Below are 17,747 nucleotides of genomic sequence, written 5' to 3'. Positions count from 1 at the left end.
TGTCAGCGGAAGACGCGTCTTGCTGTCCCCGGTCGCGCCTGCCTGCTGTGGCAAACTCGCCCGTCCTTCCAACCCCCCTCACGTTCACCGAATGCACAGCATCGAGCGGCAGATCGCTGCCGAACTCAAGGTCGCAGAACATCAGGTCAGGCAGGCGGTGGACCTGCTCGATTCCGGGGCCACGGTCCCCTTCATCGCCCGCTACCGCAAGGAGGCCACCGGCGGGCTCGACGACATCCAGCTGCGCGAACTGGAGCAGCGCCTGGGCTACCTGCGCGAGCTGCATGACCGGCGCGAGGCGGTCCTCAAGAGCATCGAGGAGCAGGGCAAGCTCACGCCCGAGTTGCGCGCGGCCATCGAGGCGGCGCCCACCAAGCAGGAGCTGGAAGACCTGTACCTGCCCTTCAAGCCCAAGCGCCGCACCAAGGGCCAGATCGCACGCGAGGCCGGCCTGGAGCCGCTGGCCGACCGGCTCTTTGCCGACCCCGGGCTCGATCCGCAGCAGGAGGCCCTGTCCTTCGTGAAAGCGGAGAAGGGCGAGGGCGGCGAGGACTTCACCACCGTCCCCGCCGTGCTCGACGGCGTGCGCGACATCCTCTCCGAGCGCTGGGCGGAAGACCCGGCCCTGGTGCAGTCCCTGCGCGAATGGCTGTGGGCCGAGGGCCTCTTTCGCAGCAAGCTCGCCGCCGGCAAGGACGAGAACAACCCCGATGTCGCCAAGTTCCGCGACTACTTCGACTACGACGAGCCGATCGGCCGCGTGCCCTCGCACCGCGCGCTGGCGGTCTTCCGCGGACGGCAGCTGGAGATCCTGGACGCCCGTCTGGTGCTGCCGGTGGAGCCCGAACCCGGCAAGCCCTCGGTGGCCGAAGGCCGCATCGCGCTGCACCTGGGCTGGAGCCATGCCGCGCGGCCGGGCGACGACCTGATCCGCCGCTGCGTGGCCTGGACCTGGCGCGTGAAGCTGTCCCTGTCCACCGAGCGCGACCTGTTCGCCCGCCTGCGGGAGGACGCGGAGAAGGTGGCCATCAAGGTGTTCGCGGACAACCTGCGCGACCTGCTGCTGGCCGCGCCCGCCGGCCCGCGCGTGGTGATGGGCCTGGACCCGGGCATCCGCACCGGCGTGAAGGTGGCCGTGGTCGATGCCACGGGCAAGCTGGTCGACACCGCCACCGTGTACCCGCACGAGCCGCGCCGCGACTGGGAAGGCTCGCTCTTCACCCTGGCCAAGCTGTGCGAGAAGCACGGCGTGAACCTGATCGCCATCGGCAATGGCACCGCCAGCCGCGAAACCGACAAGCTCGCCGCCGACCTGATCAAGCGCCTGAACACCGCCCGCGCCGCGGCGGGCGCGCCGGACCTGCAGAAGGTGGTGGTGAGCGAGGCGGGCGCCTCGGTGTATTCGGCCAGCGAGTTCGCCTCGCAGGAGATGCCCGACGTGGACGTGAGCCTGCGCGGCGCGGCCAGCATCGCGCGTCGCCTGCAGGACCCGCTGGCCGAGCTGGTGAAGATCGACCCCAAGTCCATAGGCGTGGGCCAGTACCAGCACGACGTGAACCAGTCCGAGCTCGCGCGCATGCTGGAGGCCGTGGTGGAGGACTGCGTGAACGCCGTGGGCGTGGACCTCAACACCGCCAGCGTGCCGCTGCTCTCGCGCGTCTCGGGCCTCTCGGGCAGCGTGGCCAAGGCCGTGGTGCGCTGGCGCGAGTCGCATGGTGCGTTCCGCAGCCGCCAGCAATTGATGGACGTGAGCGGGCTGGGCGCCAAGACCTTCGAGCAGAGCGCCGGCTTTCTGCGCATCCGCGGCGGCGACAACCCGCTGGACATGACCGGCGTCCACCCGGAGACCTACCCCGTGGTCGAGCAGATCATCGTGAAGCTCGGCAAGCCGGTGCAGGAGGTGATGGGCCGCCCCGAACTGCTCAAGCCGCTCAAGCCCGAGCAGTTCGCCAGCGAGAAGTTCGGCGCCATCACCATCAAGGACATCCTGGGCGAGCTGGAAAAGCCGGGCCGGGACCCGCGGCCCGACTTCCAGGTGGCCCGCTTCAACGAGGGCGTGGAAGACATCGCCGACCTGAAGGAAGGCATGGTGCTGGAGGGCACGGTGAGCAACGTCGCCGCCTTCGGCGCCTTCGTGGACCTGGGCGTGCACCAGGACGGGCTGGTGCACGTGAGCCAGCTCTCGCACAAGTTCGTCAACGACGCGCGCGAAGTGGTCAAGACCGGCGACATCGTGAAGGTGAAGGTGCTGGAAGTGGACCCGGCGCGCAAGCGCATCAGCCTGACCATGAAGCTGGGCGAAGCCGCCGGCCGGGGCGGGCGCGATGCGCGGGGCGAGAACCGCTTCCAGGGCGCCGGACGCGGCCAGTCCACCCGCGCCGCGAACAACCCCCCCGTGGGTTCGGCCATGGCCAGCGCCTTCGCCAAGCTGCAGGGCCTTCGCAAATAGGCGTGGCCCGGGCACTGCGCCTCTACGCCGGGCCGGCGGCGCGGCGACACATCGAGCGCAACGGGCTCGGCGCGAGCGACATCGGCGTGATTCCCGGCGCCGCCGGCGGCCCCAAGGGGTTGATCCTCGGGCCGCTGGACCGCTTCATCTTCGGCGAGTGGCTGCCGGCCTCCACGCAGCCGGTGCACCTGGTGGGCGCCTCCATCGGCGCCTGGCGCATGGCGACCGCGTGCCTGTCGCAGGCGGGCCTGGCGTTCGAGCGCCTGGAACGCGACTACATCGCGCAAAGCTACGAGGTGGAGCCGGGCCGCACCCGTCCCACGGCGGCCCACGTCAGCGAGCGCTTCGGCATGAACCTGGCCGACTTCTACAGCGGCCGGGTGGGCGAGCTGCTGGCGCATCCGCGCTTTCGGCTGCACATCGTCACCGCGCGCGGCCGGCACGTGCTGGGGCGGGAGCACAAGCTGCGTACGCCCCTCGGCTACCTCGCCGCGTTCGTCTCCAACAGCGTGCACCGCAGGGCCATGGGCGCCTGGATCGAGCGCGTGGTGTTCTCCGCTGCGGGACCCGGTGGCCGCCCGGCGCCGCTGCCCTTCGACAGCAGCGACTACCGCACCCGGCAGGTGCCGCTGACCGCCGCGAACTTCGCGCCGGCCCTGCAGGCGAGCTGCTCCATCCCCTTCGTGCTGCAGGCCCTGCACGACATCCCCGGTGCGCCGCCCGGGGCCTACTGGGACGGCGGCATCACCGACTACCACCTGCACCTGAACTACGCCGCGCGGGCCGAGCAGGGCCTGGTGCTGTATCCGCACTTCCAGAAGGCGGTGGTGCCGGGCTGGCTGGACAAGGCATTGCGCTGGCGGCACCGGGCCACGCATTTCCTGGACAGCACGCTGGTGCTTGCGCCCGACCCGCAGTGGGTGGCTTCACTGCCCAACGGCAAGCTGCCCGACCGCAGCGACTTCGAACGTTATGGAACGGACCTGGCGGGCCGGATGAAGGCGTGGAAGACGGCGGTATCGGCCAGCCGGCAGCTGGCGGATGAATTCGCGCAGTGGCTGCAGCGGCCGGAGGCCGGGCGGCTCGAGGCGCTTTGAGGAAGGGGCCATCCCGCAGCAACTCCCTCCCACTCTGGGGGAGGGTTGGGGTGGGGGCTGCGCGCGCCGGAAGCGCCACTTCTCTCGTGGCCCCCATCCCAGCCTTCCCCCAAAGGGGGAAGGGGCGGCAACACCCTCCCCCTCTGGGGGAGGGCGGGGTGGGGGCCCGCGCGCCGGCCATGCCACTTCTCTTGCGGCCTCCCATCCCAGCTTTCCTTTAAGGGGGAAGGTGCTTCAGCCCTCGCGCGCCTTGGACCGAGGATGGTTTCAGAGCGAAGCCGCCAGCATCGCCTCGTAATCCTCGCGCGACGCCAAGCGCGGGTTGCTCTTGTGGCAGTGGTCGGCCAGCGCGCCGTCGATCACCTTGGGGAACAGGGCCGGGGTCACGCCCAATTCCGCGAGGCCCTGGGGCAGCCCGATGCGCGCATTCATGTCTCGGATGGCGGCGGGAATGTCGCCCGCCGAGGCCAGTCCCATGGCCTGCGCCATGCGCTCCAGCCGACGCTCTCGCTTGACGCTCTCGGCCTCGGCGTTGAAGCGCACCACCGCCGGCAGGAAGAGCGCATTGAGCGTGCCGTGGTGCAGGCGGGGATCGACCCCGCCCAGGCTGTGGCTGAGGGAGTGCACGCAGCCCAGGCCTTTCTGGAAGGCCATGGCACCTTCCATGGAGGTGCTCATGAGGTTGAAGCGCGCCTCGCGGTCGCTGCCGTCGCGGGTGGCGCGCTCGATGTGGTGCCAGCCGCGCTCCAGGCCGTCCAGCGCGATACCGTCGGCGGGCGGGTTGATGGCCGGGGCCATGAAGGCCTCCATGCAGTGCGCGATGGCGTCCATCCCCGTCGCCGCGGTCAGGCGCGGCGGCAGGCCGAGCGTCAGCTCGGGGTCGCAGATCGCGGCCTTGGGCACCAGGTGCCAGGCATGGAAGCCGAGCTTGCGGCCGTCGTCCACGATGAGGATGGCGCCGCGCGCCACTTCGCTGCCGGTGCCGCTGGTGGTGGGCACGGCGATGACCGGTGCGACGGCCGCGGAGATGCGCGGCGAGCCGCCCTCGATGGTGGCGTAGTGCGTGAGCGGCCCCTCGTGCGTGGCGGCGATGGCCACGCCCTTGGCGCAGTCGATGGACGAGCCGCCCCCGACGGCGATGAGGCCGTCAGCGCGATGCGCGCGGTACTGCTGCACGGCGGCCCGCACGGCGGCTTCGGTGGGGTTGGAGGGGGTCTGGTCAAAAACCGCGACCGGTACGCCGGGCAGTGCGTCCAGGCATTTCTGCAGGACGCCGGCCTCACGCACGCCGGCATCCGTGACGACCAGCGGTCGCGTGATACCCACGCGCTCGCATTCCTGCTTCAGAAGCTGGATGGCGCCGAAATCGAACTGGATCTGGGTGACGAAGTTGATGAAGGCCATGGCCTGTTCCCTCGGGGTGGCGGTGCGGATCGCGCGGTTACGATGCCACAGTTTGACGCTGCCCCCATGCCACCTCCGCGACTGACCGCCGCCACCCGCTCCGTGCTCGAACGCATGGCCCGCGCCGGCCATCCGCCGCTGCACACGCTGCCGGCCGCGCAGGCCCGCGCCGCCTACGAGAAGAGCGCCGGCGTGCTGGAGCTGCCGGTGGCGCCGCTGCCCCGGGTGGAGGACTTCCACGTGACGGCGCGGGACGGCCATTCCTTGCCGGTGCGCCTCTACGCGGGGGAGGGCGAGCGCCTGCCCGCGCTGCTGTACTTCCACGGCGGCGGCTTTACCATCGGCAGCATCGCCACGCACGACGTGCTGTGCCGCGAACTGTGCCGCCGCAGCGGCTGCGCCGTGCTGTCGCTGGACTACCGGCTCGCGCCCGAGCACCGCTTCCCGCAGGCCGTGAACGACAGCTGGGACGCACTGCAGTGGCTGGCCGCTCACGGCCGCGAACGCGGCCTGGACGGCGAGCGCCTGGCCGTGGGCGGCGACAGTGCCGGTGGCACCCTGGCCGCCGTCTGCGCGCTCCTGGCGCGTGACGCCGGCCTGCCGCTGGCGCTGCAGCTGCTGTTCTATCCGGGCTGCGCGAGCGACACCACGCTGCCTTCGCACGCGCATTACCGCGAAGGCCTGCTGCTGGACGCCACGCTGATCGACTGGTTCTTCGCCCACTACATCGACCGCGCGCTGCGCGAGGACTGGCGCTTCGCCCCCTTGAACGCGCCCGAGGTGGAGGGCGTGGCGCCGGCCTGGTTCGGCCTGGCCGAATGCGACCCGCTGGTGGACGAAGGCATCGCCTACGCCGACCGACTGCGCGCCGCGGGCGTGCCGGTGCAGCTGGAGATCTACCGCGGCGTGGTGCACGAATTCATCAAGATGGGCCGCGCCATTCCCGAAGCCCGCACGGCGCATCGCGATGCCGCGCTCGCCCTGTCCCAAGCCCTGAAGCCATGACCACCCAGCCCCAGCCCCTCGACCGATCCGCCTTCCGCTTCTTCCACCGCCTGCGCGTGCGCTGGGCCGAGGTGGACATGCAGAAGATCGTGTTCAACGCGCACTACCTCATGTACTTCGACACGGCGGTGGCGGACTACTGGCGCGCGCTGGCCTTGCCCTATGAAGAAGCCATGCACCAGCTGGACGGCGACCTGTACGTCAAGACGGCCAGCATCGAATTCCATGGCTCGGCCCGCATGGACGACCAGCTGGAGATCGGCCTGCGCTGCGCCCGCATCGGCAACAGCTCCATGCGCTTCGAGGGCGCCATCTTCCGGGGCGATCGCCTGCTGATCACGGGCGAGCTCCTGTACGTGTTCGCCGACCCGGCGACCCAGACCTCGCGCCCGGTGCCGCAAGCGCTGCGGGACATCCTCACCGGCTACGAAGCCGGCGAGCCCATGGTGCAGGTGCGCGCCGGCCGCTGGTCGGAGCTGGGCGAGGCCGCCGGTGCCCTGCGCACGCGCGTGTTCGTCCAGGAGCAGGGCGTGCCGCAGTCGCTGGAATGGGACGGGCTGGACGAGGACGCGCTGCACGTGCTGGCGACCAACCGGCTCGGCCAGGTGGTGGGGACGGGGCGCTTGCTGCAGCCGGAACCCGGCACCGCCAAGATCGGCCGCGTGGCGGTGCACCCGGTGCTGCGGGGCAGCGGTGTCGGCCGCGCCTTGATGGCCGAACTGCTGGCGCAGGCCGCCGCCCGCGGTGACCGCGAGGCCGTGCTGCATGCGCAGTGCAGCGCCGAGGCCTTCTACCTTCGCCTGGGTTTTCTCCCCCGCGGCGAACGCTTCGAGGAGGCGGGCATCGCCCACGTGGAGATGAGCGCGCCGCTGCCGGGCAGGCCGGCCTGATCCTCAGATGTCTTCGAGCAGGGGGTAGGGCTGACCCTGCAGGGCCAGCGCTGCGCCGGAGGCGGCGCCCACGTGGATGTCGCCCGACTGCGCGGCGCTGAGCTGCACCGAGACGATCGCGTCCCAGCCGCCCGCAGGCGCTTGCGCTCCCAGTACGACGAGGCCGCAGGGCTGAACGGGGTCCGAGGCCTGGAACAGCTCACCGCCGGCCGCCAGCGGCGCCTCGGCATGGGCCACGAAGGCGCGGCGCTTGAGCGTGCCGCGGAACTGGCTGCGGGCGACCACCTCCTGCCCTGGGTAGCAGCCTTTCTTGAAGTTCACGCCGCCCACGGATTCGTAATTGACCATCTGCGGCACGAAAGCCTCGTACACGGGCGCGGACAGCTGCGTCGCCACGCCGCTGCGCACCTCGCCCCATTGCCACAGCGCCGGGTCGAGCGCTTCGCCGGCGGGAGGCGGCGTTCCGGCCGGCGCGAGCCAGAGAGCGCGCGGCACGCCATCCGCCCGGTAGAGGCCGACCCGGTGGGACACACCATCGACCTCGTGCACCCAGGGCGCGGGCGCCGCGCCACCGGCAAGCCGAGCCGGCTCGCCGGCCAGGCCGCGCAGCTCGAAGGCCTCGGTCGCGTCGCTGAGGCGCACCTTGGCACGCAGCACGAACATGGACAGGCGCTTGAGGGTCTGGGCCAGCAGGTCGCGGCTGGTGACGAGCGCGAAGTCGTCCGGCGCGAGCTGCACGCCCACGAAGCTCGCCTGCATGCGGCCCTTGGCATTGCAGAACGCCGCCAGGCGGGCCTGCCCGGGCGGGATCAGCACGAAGTCCTGCGTGAGCTGGCCCTGCAGGAAGCGGGCCGCGTCCTCGCCGAGGGCGCGGATGATGCCCAGGTGGGGCAGGGGGGCGATGCCTTCCAGAGTACGGGTCATCGCTGAATTATCATGCCCGGCTCACCACCCCTTCAGTTCCGGGTCCAAGTCCGTGCGGCGAGTTCTGTTGTCCCTCTTTCTCGTCGTCTCGCTGGGCGTGCTGGCCCTCGGCGCGGCGTCCCTCTGGTGGGTGCACCGGCCGCTGGCGCTGCCCCAGCCGACGGTGGAACTCTCCATCGACAAGGGCATGCTGCCGCGCCAGGTGGCGCAGGCCGTCGCCGACGCCGGCGTCGAGGTCTCTCCCCAGCTCCTGTACGCCTGGTTCCGCTTCTCGGGGCAGGCGCGGGACATCAAGGCCGGCAGCTACGAGATTCCGGCCGGCACCACCCCACGCACGCTACTGGCCAAGCTGGCCCGGGGCGACGAAGCCCTGCAGTCCGTCACCTTCGTGGAGGGCTGGACCTTCAGGCAGCTGCGCAGCGCGCTGGCCAGGGAGACCGGCCTGCGCCAGGACACGCGCGAGCTGAGCGACACGGCCCTCATGGAGCGGCTGGGCCGCGCGGGCACGCACCCCGAAGGGCGCTTCTTCCCGGACACCTACACCTTCTCCAAGGGCAGCAGCGACCTGGCCGTTCTCCAGCGCGCGCTGCGCACCATGGACCGCCGCCTCGAAGCTGCCTGGGCCCAGCGCGCGCCCGACGCACAGGCGAAGACGCCCGAGGAGGCGCTGATCCTGGCGAGCATCATCGAAAAGGAAACGGGGCGCGGCGAGGACCGGGGGCTGGTGTCGGCCGTGTTCAACAACCGGCTGCGCATCGGCATGCCGCTGCAGACCGATCCTACGGTGATCTACGGCCTGGGCAATGCGTTCACGGGCGACTTGAAGCGCGAGCACCTGCGCGCCGACACGCCCTGGAACACCTACACGCGCGGCGGCCTGCCGCCCACGCCCATCGCCATGCCTGGCAAGGAGGCGCTGCAGGCGGCGGTGCAGCCGGCGCCGAGCAAGGCCCTGTACTTCGTCGCCCGCGGCGACGGCAGCAGCCACTTCAGCGAGAACCTGGACGAGCACAATCGCGCCGTGAACAAGTACCAGCGCAAGCAATGAACGGCCGCGGCATCTTCATCAGCTTCGAAGGCATCGACGGGGCCGGCAAGTCCACCCACATCGAGGCCCTGGCCCAGGCCTTCCGCGACCGGGGGCGCATCGTCACCTGCACCCGCGAGCCCGGCGGCACGCCGTTGGCGGAAGCCCTGCGCACGCTCGCGCTCGAGCAGGCCATGGACCCGCTGACCGAGGCACTGCTGATGTTCGCGGCGCGGCGCGACCACCTGGCGCAGGTGATCGAGCCCGCGCTGGCGCGTGGCGAGGTGCTGGTCTGCGACCGCTTCACCGACGCCACCTTCGCCTACCAGGGCGGCGGCCGCGGCTTCGATGTGCAGGTGCTGGAGCAGCTGGAGCGCTGGGTGCAGGCGCGCGCCGACGGCGCCGTCCGGCAGCCGGACCTCACGCTTCTTTTCGAACTCGCGCCGGAAGTCGCCGCCGAACGCCTGGCCGGCGCGCGGGTGCCCGACCGCTTCGAGTCGCAGCCGCTGGACTTCTTCCAGCGGGTAGCCCGGGGCTATGCACGGCGGGCCGAGGCCGATCCGGCGCGCTTCGCCCGCATCGATGCGTCGCAGCCGCGCGAGGCCGTCTGGGCGGCCGTGCGCGCCGCCGTGGCCGCGAAGGGCTTCTGGTGAACGCTCCCTGGATCGCCGCGCAGTTGCGCACGCTGGTGCGCCAGCCCGGCCACGCGCTGCTGTTGCAGGGGCCGTCGGGCCTGGGCCAGTACGAGCTGGCGCTGGGCCTGGCGCGCGCCTGGCTGTGCGAGCAGCCGACCGAGGAGGGCGCCTGCGGCCAGTGCACGAGCTGCCATGCCATCGACGTGCGAACCCATGCCGACCTGTGCATGCTGCTGCCGGAGACGGCCGCGCTGGCGCTGGGCTGGCCCTTGTCCGAGAAGGCCCAGCAGGAGATCGACGACAAGAAGCGCAAGCCCAGCCGCGAGATCCGCGTGGAAGCCATGCGCGACGCGGTGGAGTTTTCGCAGCGCACCAGCGCCCGCGGGCTGGGGCAGGTGGTGGTGGTGTACCCGGCCGAGCGCATGAATGCCATCACGGCCAACGCGCTGCTCAAGACACTGGAGGAGCCGGCGGGCGCGCTGCGCTTCGTGCTCGCCACCGAGGCGGCTCACCAGTTGCTGCCCACCATCCGCAGCCGGTGTCTGTCGCACACGATGGCCTGGCCGGCCGAGGACGATGCGCTGGCCTGGCTGCACGGTGAAGGCGTCCCCGCGCTGGAGGCCCCGGTACTGCTGCGTGCCGCCGGGGGCCGGCCCCAGGACGCGCTGCGCGCCCACCAGGCCGGACAGGATGCCGGCCGCTGGGCCCGGCTGCCGCGTGCCGTCGCGCGGGGCGATGTCACTGCACTGGAGGGCCTGTCGCCGCCGGAGGCCGTGCAGGCGCTGCAGAAGCTGTGCCACGACCTGCTGTCCGTGGCGGCCGGCGCCCCGCCGCGCTTCTTCGCACCGGCGGACCTGCCCACCGCGTCCGTGCCCATTTCCACGCTGGGCGACTGGTGGCGTGAACTTGCCGCCACGCTGCGCACCGCCGAGCACCCCTTCAACCCCGGGCTGATGCTGGAAGCGCTTGTGAGTCGCGCACGCACCGCCCTACACTCGGGCGGCTGACACCCCATGAACACCACTGCCACCCCGCGTCCGAGCGTCATCCAGCTGGCCATCAAGGAAAAGGCCGCGCTGTACGCGGCCTACATCCCGCTCTTCACCGAGGGCGGCGTGTTCATCCCCACCAACCGCGACTACAAGCTCGGCGATGACGTGTACGTGCTGCTTTCGCTGCCCGACGACACCCAGCGCTACCCGGTGGCCGGCAAGGTCGCCTGGGTCACGCCGCCGCGCGCCGCGGCCAACCGCACCCGGGGTGTCGGCGTGCGCTTTCCCGCCGACGAGAAGTCCAAGCTGCTGAAGATCAAGATCGAGGAAATCCTCGGCAGCCATCTCAGCTCCGAGCGGCCCACGCAGACCATCTGATTTCCCGCGCGCCTGCGACCCGGCAGCAGCCGGCGGCTATGCTTTGCCCTTCATGTTCGTCGATTCCCACTGCCACCTGAGCTTCCCGGAGCTGGCCTCCGATCTGCCCGCCATCCGCGAGGCCATGGCCCAGGCCCGGGTCGACAAAGCCCTGTGCATCTGCACCACCCTGGAGGAGTTCGAGGACGTGCATGCCCTGGCCATGGGCTACCCCAACTTCTGGGCCAGCGTGGGCGTGCATCCGGACAATGAAGGCATCACCGAACCCCGCGTGGCCGACCTGGTCGAACGCGCGGGCCGGCCTCGCGTGGTGGCCATCGGCGAAACCGGCCTGGACTACTACGGCATGGACACCCGCAAGGGAGGCCGCACGGTGGCCGACCTGGAATGGCAGCGCGAGCGCTTTCGCACCCACATCCGTGCCGCGCGCCAGGTGGACAAGCCGCTCATCATCCACACCCGCGCCGCCTCCGAGGACACGCTGGGCATCCTGCGGGAGGAGGGCGAGGACGGCTCGCCCGGCAGCGCCGGCGGCGTCTTCCACTGCTTCACGGAAACCGCCGAGGTCGCCCGGGCCGCGCTGGACCTGGGCTTCCACATCTCGTTTTCCGGCATCCTCACCTTCAAGAACGCGGCCGACCTGCGTGCGGTCGCTGCCTTCGTGCCCATGGACCGGATGCTGATCGAGACCGACAGCCCCTACCTCGCGCCCGTGCCGTACCGCGGCAAGACCAACCAGCCCGCCTACGTGCCCTACGTGGCCGCCCAGATCGCCCAGCTGCGTGGCCTGGACGCGGAGGCCGTGGGGCGGCAGACCACGCTGAACTTCGAGCGCCTGTTCGGAGTCCAGTGAACGGGTCCCGTTGCCGCGCAAACACATGAGAAATTACCTGAAGTTCATCATCTACCTGACTGTCGTGCTTGGGATTTTTCCAGCGCGTGCAGGTTCTTACGAGGACTTCTTCACGGCCATCAAGCGCGACGACGCCGCCACCGTGCAGTCGCTGCTGCAGCGCGGCTTCGACCCCGACGCGCGATCGCCGGACGGCCAGAGCGGCCTGTACCTGGCGCTGCGCGAGCCTTCGCTCAAGGTCGCGCGGGTGCTGGTCGACTGGCCCAGGCTCAACGTGGAGTCGCGCAACCAGTCCGATGAAAGCCCGCTGATGATGGCGGCGCTCAAGGGCCACACGGACCTGGTGCGCCGGCTGATCGCGCGCGACGCCCACGTCAACAAGCCGGGCTGGGCGCCGCTGCACTACGCCGCCACGCACGGCCACCTGGAAGTCATGGCCTTGCTTCTGGAGCACCACGCCTTCATCGACGCCGAGTCTCCCAACGGCACCACGCCGCTCATGATGGCCGCCATGTACGGCACGCCCGAGGCGGTGAAGCTGCTGCTGGACGCCGGGGCGGACGTGAACATGAAGAACCAGCTCGGCATGAGCGCCTGGGACTTCGCCATGAAGGCGAACCGGCGCGACTCGGCGGAGCTGATTTCGCAGCACGTGCGGACGAAGCGGCCGGCGGGGCGCTGGTAGCGTCGGCTTCGCGCATCGGCGTTCGGTCGGTGGTCCCAGCCACGTCGGTGGCCAGGACCGCGGATCTCCAGGAATGCCCATGCCCGCGGACGTTCGCGTTTATCTTATTTGACATAACGCACATCGTATTCTTGAACCCGATCCATCCACCCATCGATCCGCGTCCTGCGTCGCGTTCGACGGTGTGACCCGTGCGCGCGCTTTGACCTGGATCATCGCGCCCCGGGCCAGACCGACCTACGCTGCACCTGCAGGCTGTCCCTGCAGCAAGGAGTTGTCATGAAGACGAACGAAGGAACGATGGACCGCGCGCTGCGCGTCGCGCTCGGCCTGGTGCTGATTGCGCTGGCCGCGACCGGCGCCATCGGCGTTTGGGGTTACGTCGGCCTCGTGCCGCTGGTCACCGGTGCGATCGGCTACTGCCCCTTGTATGCGCTGCTGGGCGTCGATACCTGTCCGAATCGCTCCACCTGAGCGCCGGCCGGTCGGGCTTGCGCGCTCGCCTCGCGGCGGCGCAGACTTGGCGCCTTCGCATGGCAACTTTCTTCAAGACCAGCCGCCTCTGGATCGTGGACTACACCTGGCGTGGCCGGCCTCGCCGCGCCTACAAGGCGCTTCCCGACGGCGTGGACGGCACGGCACGTCTGGCGGCTGAACTGGCCGAGGTTCAGGGCCGGCATGCGCGGCTCGTCCAGGTGCGGCCAGCCACTGCGGACGAAGAGTCCGAGTACCTGCGCGGCCTCACACCACCCAACGTGATGTGCCCGACAGGCCGGCGTTGACGGCATGCCTGGCCGGCGGGGCGCGGTCAGTGCGACATCAGCACCGGCACCGTCATCGACCGCAGCACGGTGCGTGTCGCGCCACCCAGCACCCATTCACGCGCCCGGCCATGGCCGTAGCAGCCCATGACCAGCAGGTCGGCCTGGAGATCGCACACGCGCGACAGCAGCGCCTCGCCGATGTCGCCGCCCCGCGCCGGCGCGGGGCCTTCGTGGTGAAAGGAGGCCTCGATGTCGTGCATCGCTAGGTAGCTGCGCAAGTCGAGGCGGTGCCCCTCGACCGCAACGTCGGCTGGCTCTCCCCAGCTCAGCACGTGGACCTGTCGGGCACCTTGGAGCAGAGGCACGGCCGCTGCCAGCGCCCGCGCGCATTCCGCGCCAGGTTTCCACGCGATGCACACGGTCGCCGGGCTCCCGGCGAACTTGCCCGCCGAGGGCAGGACGATGGCGGGCCGGCCACTGTCGATCAGCACCGCTTCGACCAGGTCCTGTGGCACGGCGCGAGCCAGCGCATCGCTCGGGTCCCATTGGCCCAGCACCAGCAGGTCGGCGAAGCGCGCCTGCTCGGCCACGGCGAACGCGAGCGGCGCATCATGGGTGGCGGCCCACTGCACCCGCGTGGCACAGGCCCGGGCCACCTCGTCGTACGCGCCGCGTGCCTGGTGCATGCGCTCCTGGTCGGCCTGCGCCAGCGTGCCGAGCACGCTGGGCGCCAGCATGGCGGCATAAGGCGCCTGCACGAAGCTCGGCTGGACGGCATAGAGGACGTCGAGCCGCGCACCGTGCTGCTCGGCCAGTTCGCGCGCGAAGCGAAGGCGCGCCCTGCTGGCCACGGTGGGGTCGTGATGCACCAGGAGCTGGCGCAGGTGGAAAGTCATGGCAGCGCTCCTCGCAGTGGTAGGGTCCGGCACACCCTAGGGCCTGCGGCGACGTCGTGGATTGACGAGGATCAAGCCGCCGCGGCGCCCGCCGCCAGTCGCCTGATCGAAGCCGACGCAGGGGTCGTCTCCTACACGGGCGTGTCGGCTCGCTGCCTATCCTGCGGGCATCGCGCAACCTTCAAGGAGGCCGACATGACTGGAACACGCCGATTCGCCCTGATCTACGGGATCCTCTTCCTCGTCATCGGCATTGCCGGGTTCATTCCGGGGCTGGTGGCGCCGCACACCCACCCGGCCGTGGCCGTCCAAAGCTGGATGGGGCTTCTGCTGGGCCTCTTTGCCGTGAACATCCTGCACAACCTCGCGCACGTGCTGTTCGGCGTCTGGGGGCTGGCCGCTTCCGGCTCGGAGGGCGCTGCGCGCGGCTATGCGAAAGCCACGGCGATCATCTACGCGGTGCTGATGGTCCTGGGCCTCATCGCCGCATTCAATCTCAACACGCTCTTCGGACTGGTGCCGCTGTACGGCAACGACATCTGGCTGCACGCTTTGCTGGCGGCCGTCGCCGCCTACTTCGGCTGGCGGCGGCCCCACGAGTACACGACGCGCAGCGCGGCATGATTCGCCGCGCGGCCCGCTGAGCCTGCGAAGGCACAATCGGGCGGCTCTCCCTGGTTCGGGAGAGCCGCTTTTTCTTGCATCGACTCATGGAATGGATTGATCTCTCGCCCTGGATGCGGCCGCTGCTTGCCGCCTCCATCGCCGTGGTGCTCGCCCTGGTGGCGCACCGCATCGGCCGCGCCATCGTGCGGCGCGTGCTGCGCTTTTCGGTCGTGCTCACCGCGATGGAGCAACGCATCGAGCGGCCCTCGGCCTTTGCGATGCCGCTGGTGGCGACCCAGGCCGTCTTCCATGCCACGCCGGCGACGGTGCCGTTCATCGAAGGCGTGCGGCATGTCAACGGCATCCTGCTGATCGCCGCCCTCACCTGGCTGATCATGTCCGCGATCGGTGGGCTGGCCGAAGGCGTCATCCGCAAGCATCCGGCCGACACGGAGGACAACCTCGCGGCCCGCAGCATCCAGACGCAGGCGCGCGTGCTCTCGCGCACGGCGATGGGCCTGGTGCTGATGGCCGGCATCGCCTTCGTGCTCATGACCTTTCCGGGCGCGCGCCAGCTCGGCGCGAGCCTGCTGGCCTCGGCGGGCGTGGTCGGCCTGGTGGCCGGTATCGCGGCGCGGTCGGTGTTCAGCAACCTCATCGCCGGCCTGCAGATCGCGCTCGCCCAGCCGATCCGCATCGACGACGTGCTGATCGTCGAAGGCGAATGGGGCCGCGTGGAGGAGATCACCAGCACCTACGTCGTGCTACGCATCTGGGACGAGCGGCGCCTCATCATCCCGCTGCAGTGGTTCATCGAGAACCCGTTCCAGAACTGGACCCGCACCGGCTCGCAGATCATCGGCACGGTGTTCCTCTGGGTGGACTACGACATGCCGCTCGCCCCCCTGCGCGAGGCCGCGCAGAAAGCCTGCGAGGCTTCGCCCGACTGGGACGGGCGCCTGTGCAAGCTGCAGGTCACCGAAGCCGGAGAGCGCGCCATGCAACTGCGCGTGCTCGTGACCTCCGCCTCCTCGGGCCAGAACTGGGACCTGCGCTGCGCCGTGCGCGAGGCGCTCATCGACTTCATCCGGCGCGAGCACCCGCAGTCCCTGCCGCGCCTGCGCGCCGAGCTGGGCGAGCCGCCGGCGCCCTTCGACGAGCGGCCGGCGCCCTCGCCCGCCTGAGCGTCAGCTCTTGAGCTGCAGCGCCTTGTATTCCAGGAACTCCTCCAGGCCGTAGCGGCCGTTCTCGCGGCCGTTGCCCGATTGCTTGTAGCCTCCGAAGGGGGCGCTCGGGTTGAAGGCACCGCCGTTGATGTCCACCTGTCCCGTGCGGATGCGGCGCGCCACCGCGATGGCATGGGCCTCGTCGCCGCCCCAGACCGCGCCGCCCAGGCCGTAGGGCGTGTCGTTGGCGATGCGCACGGCTTCCTCCTCGTCGCGGTAGGTCAGGACCACCAGCACCGGGCCGAAGATCTCTTCCCGCGCGAGCGTGTCACCGGGCTGGACCCGCAGCGCCGTGGGTTCGACGAAGTAGCCGGGCGCGCGTTGCGGCGCCGATGCGGAACCGGCGATCAGCTCGGCGCCCTCCTCCAGCCCCTTGGCGATGAAGCCCAGCACCCGGTCGCGCTGCGCGGCACTCGCCAGAGGCCCGAGCTTGCTGCCCTCCTCCAGGCTGGGGCCGACGGTCAGGCGTGCGAGGGACGCGCGCACCAGCTCCTTGGCTTCTTCGTAGCGCGCCTCGGGCACCAGCATGCGGGTGTGCGCCGAGCAGGTCTGGCCGCTGTTGAGCATGCAGGCGGACACGGTGCCGCGCACCGCCGCCTGCAGGTCGGCGTCGGGAAGGATGAGGCTGGCGGACTTTCCGCCCAGCTCCAGGGCCACGCGCTTGACGGTCTGGCTGGCCAGCTCCGACACGCGCTTGCCGGCCCGCGTGGAGCCGGTGAAGCTCACCATGTCCACCTCGGGGTGCGTGGCCAGCACCTCGCCCACTTCCGGCCCGGTGCCGTTCACGAGGTTGAAGACGCCCGGCGGCAGGGCGGCCTCGTGGATCACCTCGGCCAGGATCATGGCGTTCACCGGCGCGATCTCGCTGGGCTTGAGGACCACGGTGCAGCCAGCCACCAGCGCCGGGGCGACCTTGAGCGTGATCTGGTTCAGCGGGAAGTTCCAGGGCGTGATGCAGCCCACCACGCCCACCGGCTCACGCACCACGAGCGAATTGCCGACGCGCTCCTCCCACTCGAACTCGCGCGCCACCTTGGCGAAGTTGGCCCAGTTCCACACCGGTCCGCCGACCTGCACGGACCGCGCAAGCTTCAGCGGCATGCCGACTTCGCGTGCGATCGTCGTGGCCAGTTCGTCGGTGCGGGCCTTCAGCCCCGCGGCGATCCGCTCCAGGTACTCCGCACGCTCGGCGACGGGTCGCGTCGACCAGGCCTCGAAGGCTGCACGTGCCGCGAGCACGGCCTGCGCGGCCTCGGCGGCCGAGCCGGCTGGCACGGTGGCGAAGACCTGCTCGGTGGAGGAATCGTGCACCGGCATGGGCGCACCGCCTGAGCGGACCCATTGGCCGCCGATGTAGTGGGAATCGTAGGAAGTCATGCGGTTTACTGCCTGTTTTCGCCTGAAAGGCGCAAATTATGCGGTAAACCGCATTTCAGTATCCGGACCATTTTTGAGAGATGGCCTTACATATCGACACCAAGTCATTGATCTGGCGTGGGAATTCTGTGGCGCGGCGCGCACAGCCGAGTTGCTGCCGAACGACGATGTCACGTACCCTCGCCCCATGCGATGGCTCAAACCGAACATCAAGAGCAGCCTGTACGCCTTGCTCGGCCACAGCACCGGTCCGTCGCCCGAACACTTGCATGCCCGCATCGAGGAAATCCGCGCGGCCATGCTGGCACTGATGGGCTCCGCGCCCGACGCCGTACACCCGCGGCTGGCCGATCGCCTGCGCACGGCGCACGACATCGAGGCGCTCTGGTATGCGCGCAGCGAACTCGTGGCCGCGCGTGCGGCCGCCGTCGGCGAAGCGCGGGCGCAGCGCGAGGTGGCCCGCATCACGGCAATGTTCGGCGGACTCATGCCGATGCGCCCCCGCCCGCACGCGAGCGCGCACCGCTGAGGGGCTGCTG

General features: G+C 70.5%; 19 protein-coding genes. 15 read left to right on the top strand and 4 right to left on the bottom strand.

Features of this window, described 5'->3' with window-relative positions; all coding sequences use genetic code 11:
• Nucleotides 1-91 precede the first annotated feature (91 nt).
• A complete protein-coding gene (locus EZ242_RS04280) occupies nt 92-2,449 on the top strand; it encodes a Tex family protein (protein WP_135283855.1) in 2,358 nt (785 codons plus the stop codon).
• 2 nt (nt 2,450-2,451) lie between these two features.
• Nucleotides 2,452-3,546 carry a patatin-like phospholipase domain-containing protein gene (locus EZ242_RS04275; RefSeq protein WP_420821221.1) on the top strand — a complete coding sequence of 365 codons (1,095 nt, stop codon included), beginning with the start codon at nt 2,452-2,454 and terminating at the stop codon, nt 3,544-3,546.
• A 267-nt stretch (nt 3,547-3,813) separates the two neighbouring features.
• Here EZ242_RS04275 and EZ242_RS04270 read toward each other — a convergent pair whose 3' ends face one another.
• Nucleotides 3,814-4,950, bottom strand: coding sequence for an iron-containing alcohol dehydrogenase (locus EZ242_RS04270; protein ID WP_135283854.1), 1,137 nt, complete (start codon nt 4,948-4,950; stop codon nt 3,814-3,816).
• A 66-nt stretch (nt 4,951-5,016) separates the two neighbouring features.
• Between EZ242_RS04270 and EZ242_RS04265 the strand changes: the two genes are divergently transcribed.
• Entirely contained in the window at nt 5,017-5,955 is a 939-nt protein-coding gene (locus tag EZ242_RS04265; RefSeq protein WP_135283853.1) for an alpha/beta hydrolase, read from the top strand.
• Complete coding sequence (locus EZ242_RS04260) at nt 5,952-6,845, top strand: YbgC/FadM family acyl-CoA thioesterase (RefSeq protein WP_135283852.1); 894 nt, start codon at nt 5,952-5,954, stop codon at nt 6,843-6,845. The genes EZ242_RS04265 and EZ242_RS04260 overlap by 4 nt, the downstream gene beginning before the upstream one ends.
• A gap of 3 nt (nt 6,846-6,848) precedes the next feature.
• On the opposite strand, the gene ygfZ is transcribed toward EZ242_RS04260, so the two are convergent.
• Complete coding sequence (gene ygfZ / locus EZ242_RS04255; RefSeq protein WP_135283851.1) at nt 6,849-7,769, bottom strand: CAF17-like 4Fe-4S cluster assembly/insertion protein YgfZ; 921 nt, start codon at nt 7,767-7,769, stop codon at nt 6,849-6,851.
• Nucleotides 7,770-7,821: 52 nt separating this feature from the next.
• Between ygfZ and mltG the strand changes: the two genes are divergently transcribed.
• From mltG to EZ242_RS04215, 8 genes are all read left to right on the top strand, one after another.
• Nucleotides 7,822-8,817: an endolytic transglycosylase MltG gene (gene mltG, locus EZ242_RS04250; RefSeq protein ID WP_135283850.1), complete on the top strand. Its 996-nt coding sequence runs from the start codon at nt 7,822-7,824 to the stop codon at nt 8,815-8,817.
• The gene (gene tmk / locus EZ242_RS04245; protein ID WP_135283849.1) at nt 8,814-9,449 is read left to right on the top strand and encodes a dTMP kinase; all 636 of its coding nucleotides are present in this window, start codon (nt 8,814-8,816) and stop codon (nt 9,447-9,449) included. Before mltG ends, tmk begins: the two co-directional genes overlap by 4 nt.
• The gene (locus tag EZ242_RS04240; protein WP_135283848.1) at nt 9,446-10,438 is read left to right on the top strand and encodes a DNA polymerase III subunit delta'; all 993 of its coding nucleotides are present in this window, start codon (nt 9,446-9,448) and stop codon (nt 10,436-10,438) included. Before tmk ends, EZ242_RS04240 begins: the two co-directional genes overlap by 4 nt.
• 6 nt (nt 10,439-10,444) lie before the next feature.
• Entirely contained in the window at nt 10,445-10,801 is a 357-nt protein-coding gene (locus EZ242_RS04235; RefSeq protein WP_135283847.1) for a PilZ domain-containing protein, read from the top strand.
• Between the two features lie 52 nt (nt 10,802-10,853).
• Nucleotides 10,854-11,654 carry a TatD family hydrolase gene (locus EZ242_RS04230; protein ID WP_135283846.1) on the top strand — a complete coding sequence of 267 codons (801 nt, stop codon included), beginning with the start codon at nt 10,854-10,856 and terminating at the stop codon, nt 11,652-11,654.
• Between the two features lie 25 nt (nt 11,655-11,679).
• On the top strand, nt 11,680-12,339 hold the full coding sequence (locus tag EZ242_RS04225; protein ID WP_135283845.1) for an ankyrin repeat domain-containing protein: 660 nt from the start codon (nt 11,680-11,682) through the stop codon (nt 12,337-12,339).
• A gap of 279 nt (nt 12,340-12,618) precedes the next feature.
• The gene (locus EZ242_RS04220; protein ID WP_135283844.1) at nt 12,619-12,813 is read left to right on the top strand and encodes a YgaP family membrane protein; all 195 of its coding nucleotides are present in this window, start codon (nt 12,619-12,621) and stop codon (nt 12,811-12,813) included.
• A 59-nt stretch (nt 12,814-12,872) separates the two neighbouring features.
• A complete protein-coding gene (locus EZ242_RS04215) occupies nt 12,873-13,121 on the top strand; it encodes a hypothetical protein (RefSeq protein ID WP_135283843.1) in 249 nt (82 codons plus the stop codon).
• 26 nt (nt 13,122-13,147) lie between these two features.
• Here the strand turns inward: EZ242_RS04215 and EZ242_RS04210 are convergent, their stop codons facing one another.
• Nucleotides 13,148-13,999, bottom strand: coding sequence for a universal stress protein (locus tag EZ242_RS04210; protein ID WP_135283842.1), 852 nt, complete (start codon nt 13,997-13,999; stop codon nt 13,148-13,150).
• Nucleotides 14,000-14,194: 195 nt separating this feature from the next.
• On the opposite strand from EZ242_RS04210, the gene EZ242_RS04205 reads away from it, so the two are divergent.
• The gene (locus EZ242_RS04205) at nt 14,195-14,623 is read left to right on the top strand and encodes a DUF4383 domain-containing protein (protein ID WP_135283841.1); all 429 of its coding nucleotides are present in this window, start codon (nt 14,195-14,197) and stop codon (nt 14,621-14,623) included.
• Nucleotides 14,624-14,709: 86 nt separating this feature from the next.
• The gene (locus EZ242_RS04200) at nt 14,710-15,789 is read left to right on the top strand and encodes a mechanosensitive ion channel family protein (RefSeq protein WP_135283840.1); all 1,080 of its coding nucleotides are present in this window, start codon (nt 14,710-14,712) and stop codon (nt 15,787-15,789) included.
• 3 nt (nt 15,790-15,792) lie between these two features.
• Here the strand turns inward: EZ242_RS04200 and EZ242_RS04195 are convergent, their stop codons facing one another.
• The gene (locus tag EZ242_RS04195) at nt 15,793-17,208 is read right to left on the bottom strand and encodes an aldehyde dehydrogenase family protein (protein ID WP_135283839.1); all 1,416 of its coding nucleotides are present in this window, start codon (nt 17,206-17,208) and stop codon (nt 15,793-15,795) included.
• 187 nt (nt 17,209-17,395) lie between these two features.
• Here EZ242_RS04195 and EZ242_RS04190 point away from each other — a divergent pair, with 187 nt between their 5' ends.
• Nucleotides 17,396-17,737, top strand: coding sequence for a hypothetical protein (locus EZ242_RS04190; RefSeq protein WP_135283838.1), 342 nt, complete (start codon nt 17,396-17,398; stop codon nt 17,735-17,737).
• The last annotated feature ends 10 nt before the right edge of the window (nt 17,738-17,747 follow it).

Origin of the sequence: Ramlibacter rhizophilus (genome assembly GCF_004681965.1) — a bacterium.
Classification (GTDB): domain Bacteria; phylum Pseudomonadota; class Gammaproteobacteria; order Burkholderiales; family Burkholderiaceae_C; genus Ramlibacter; species Ramlibacter rhizophilus.
This window is presented reverse-complemented; position numbering and strand designations above follow the sequence as displayed.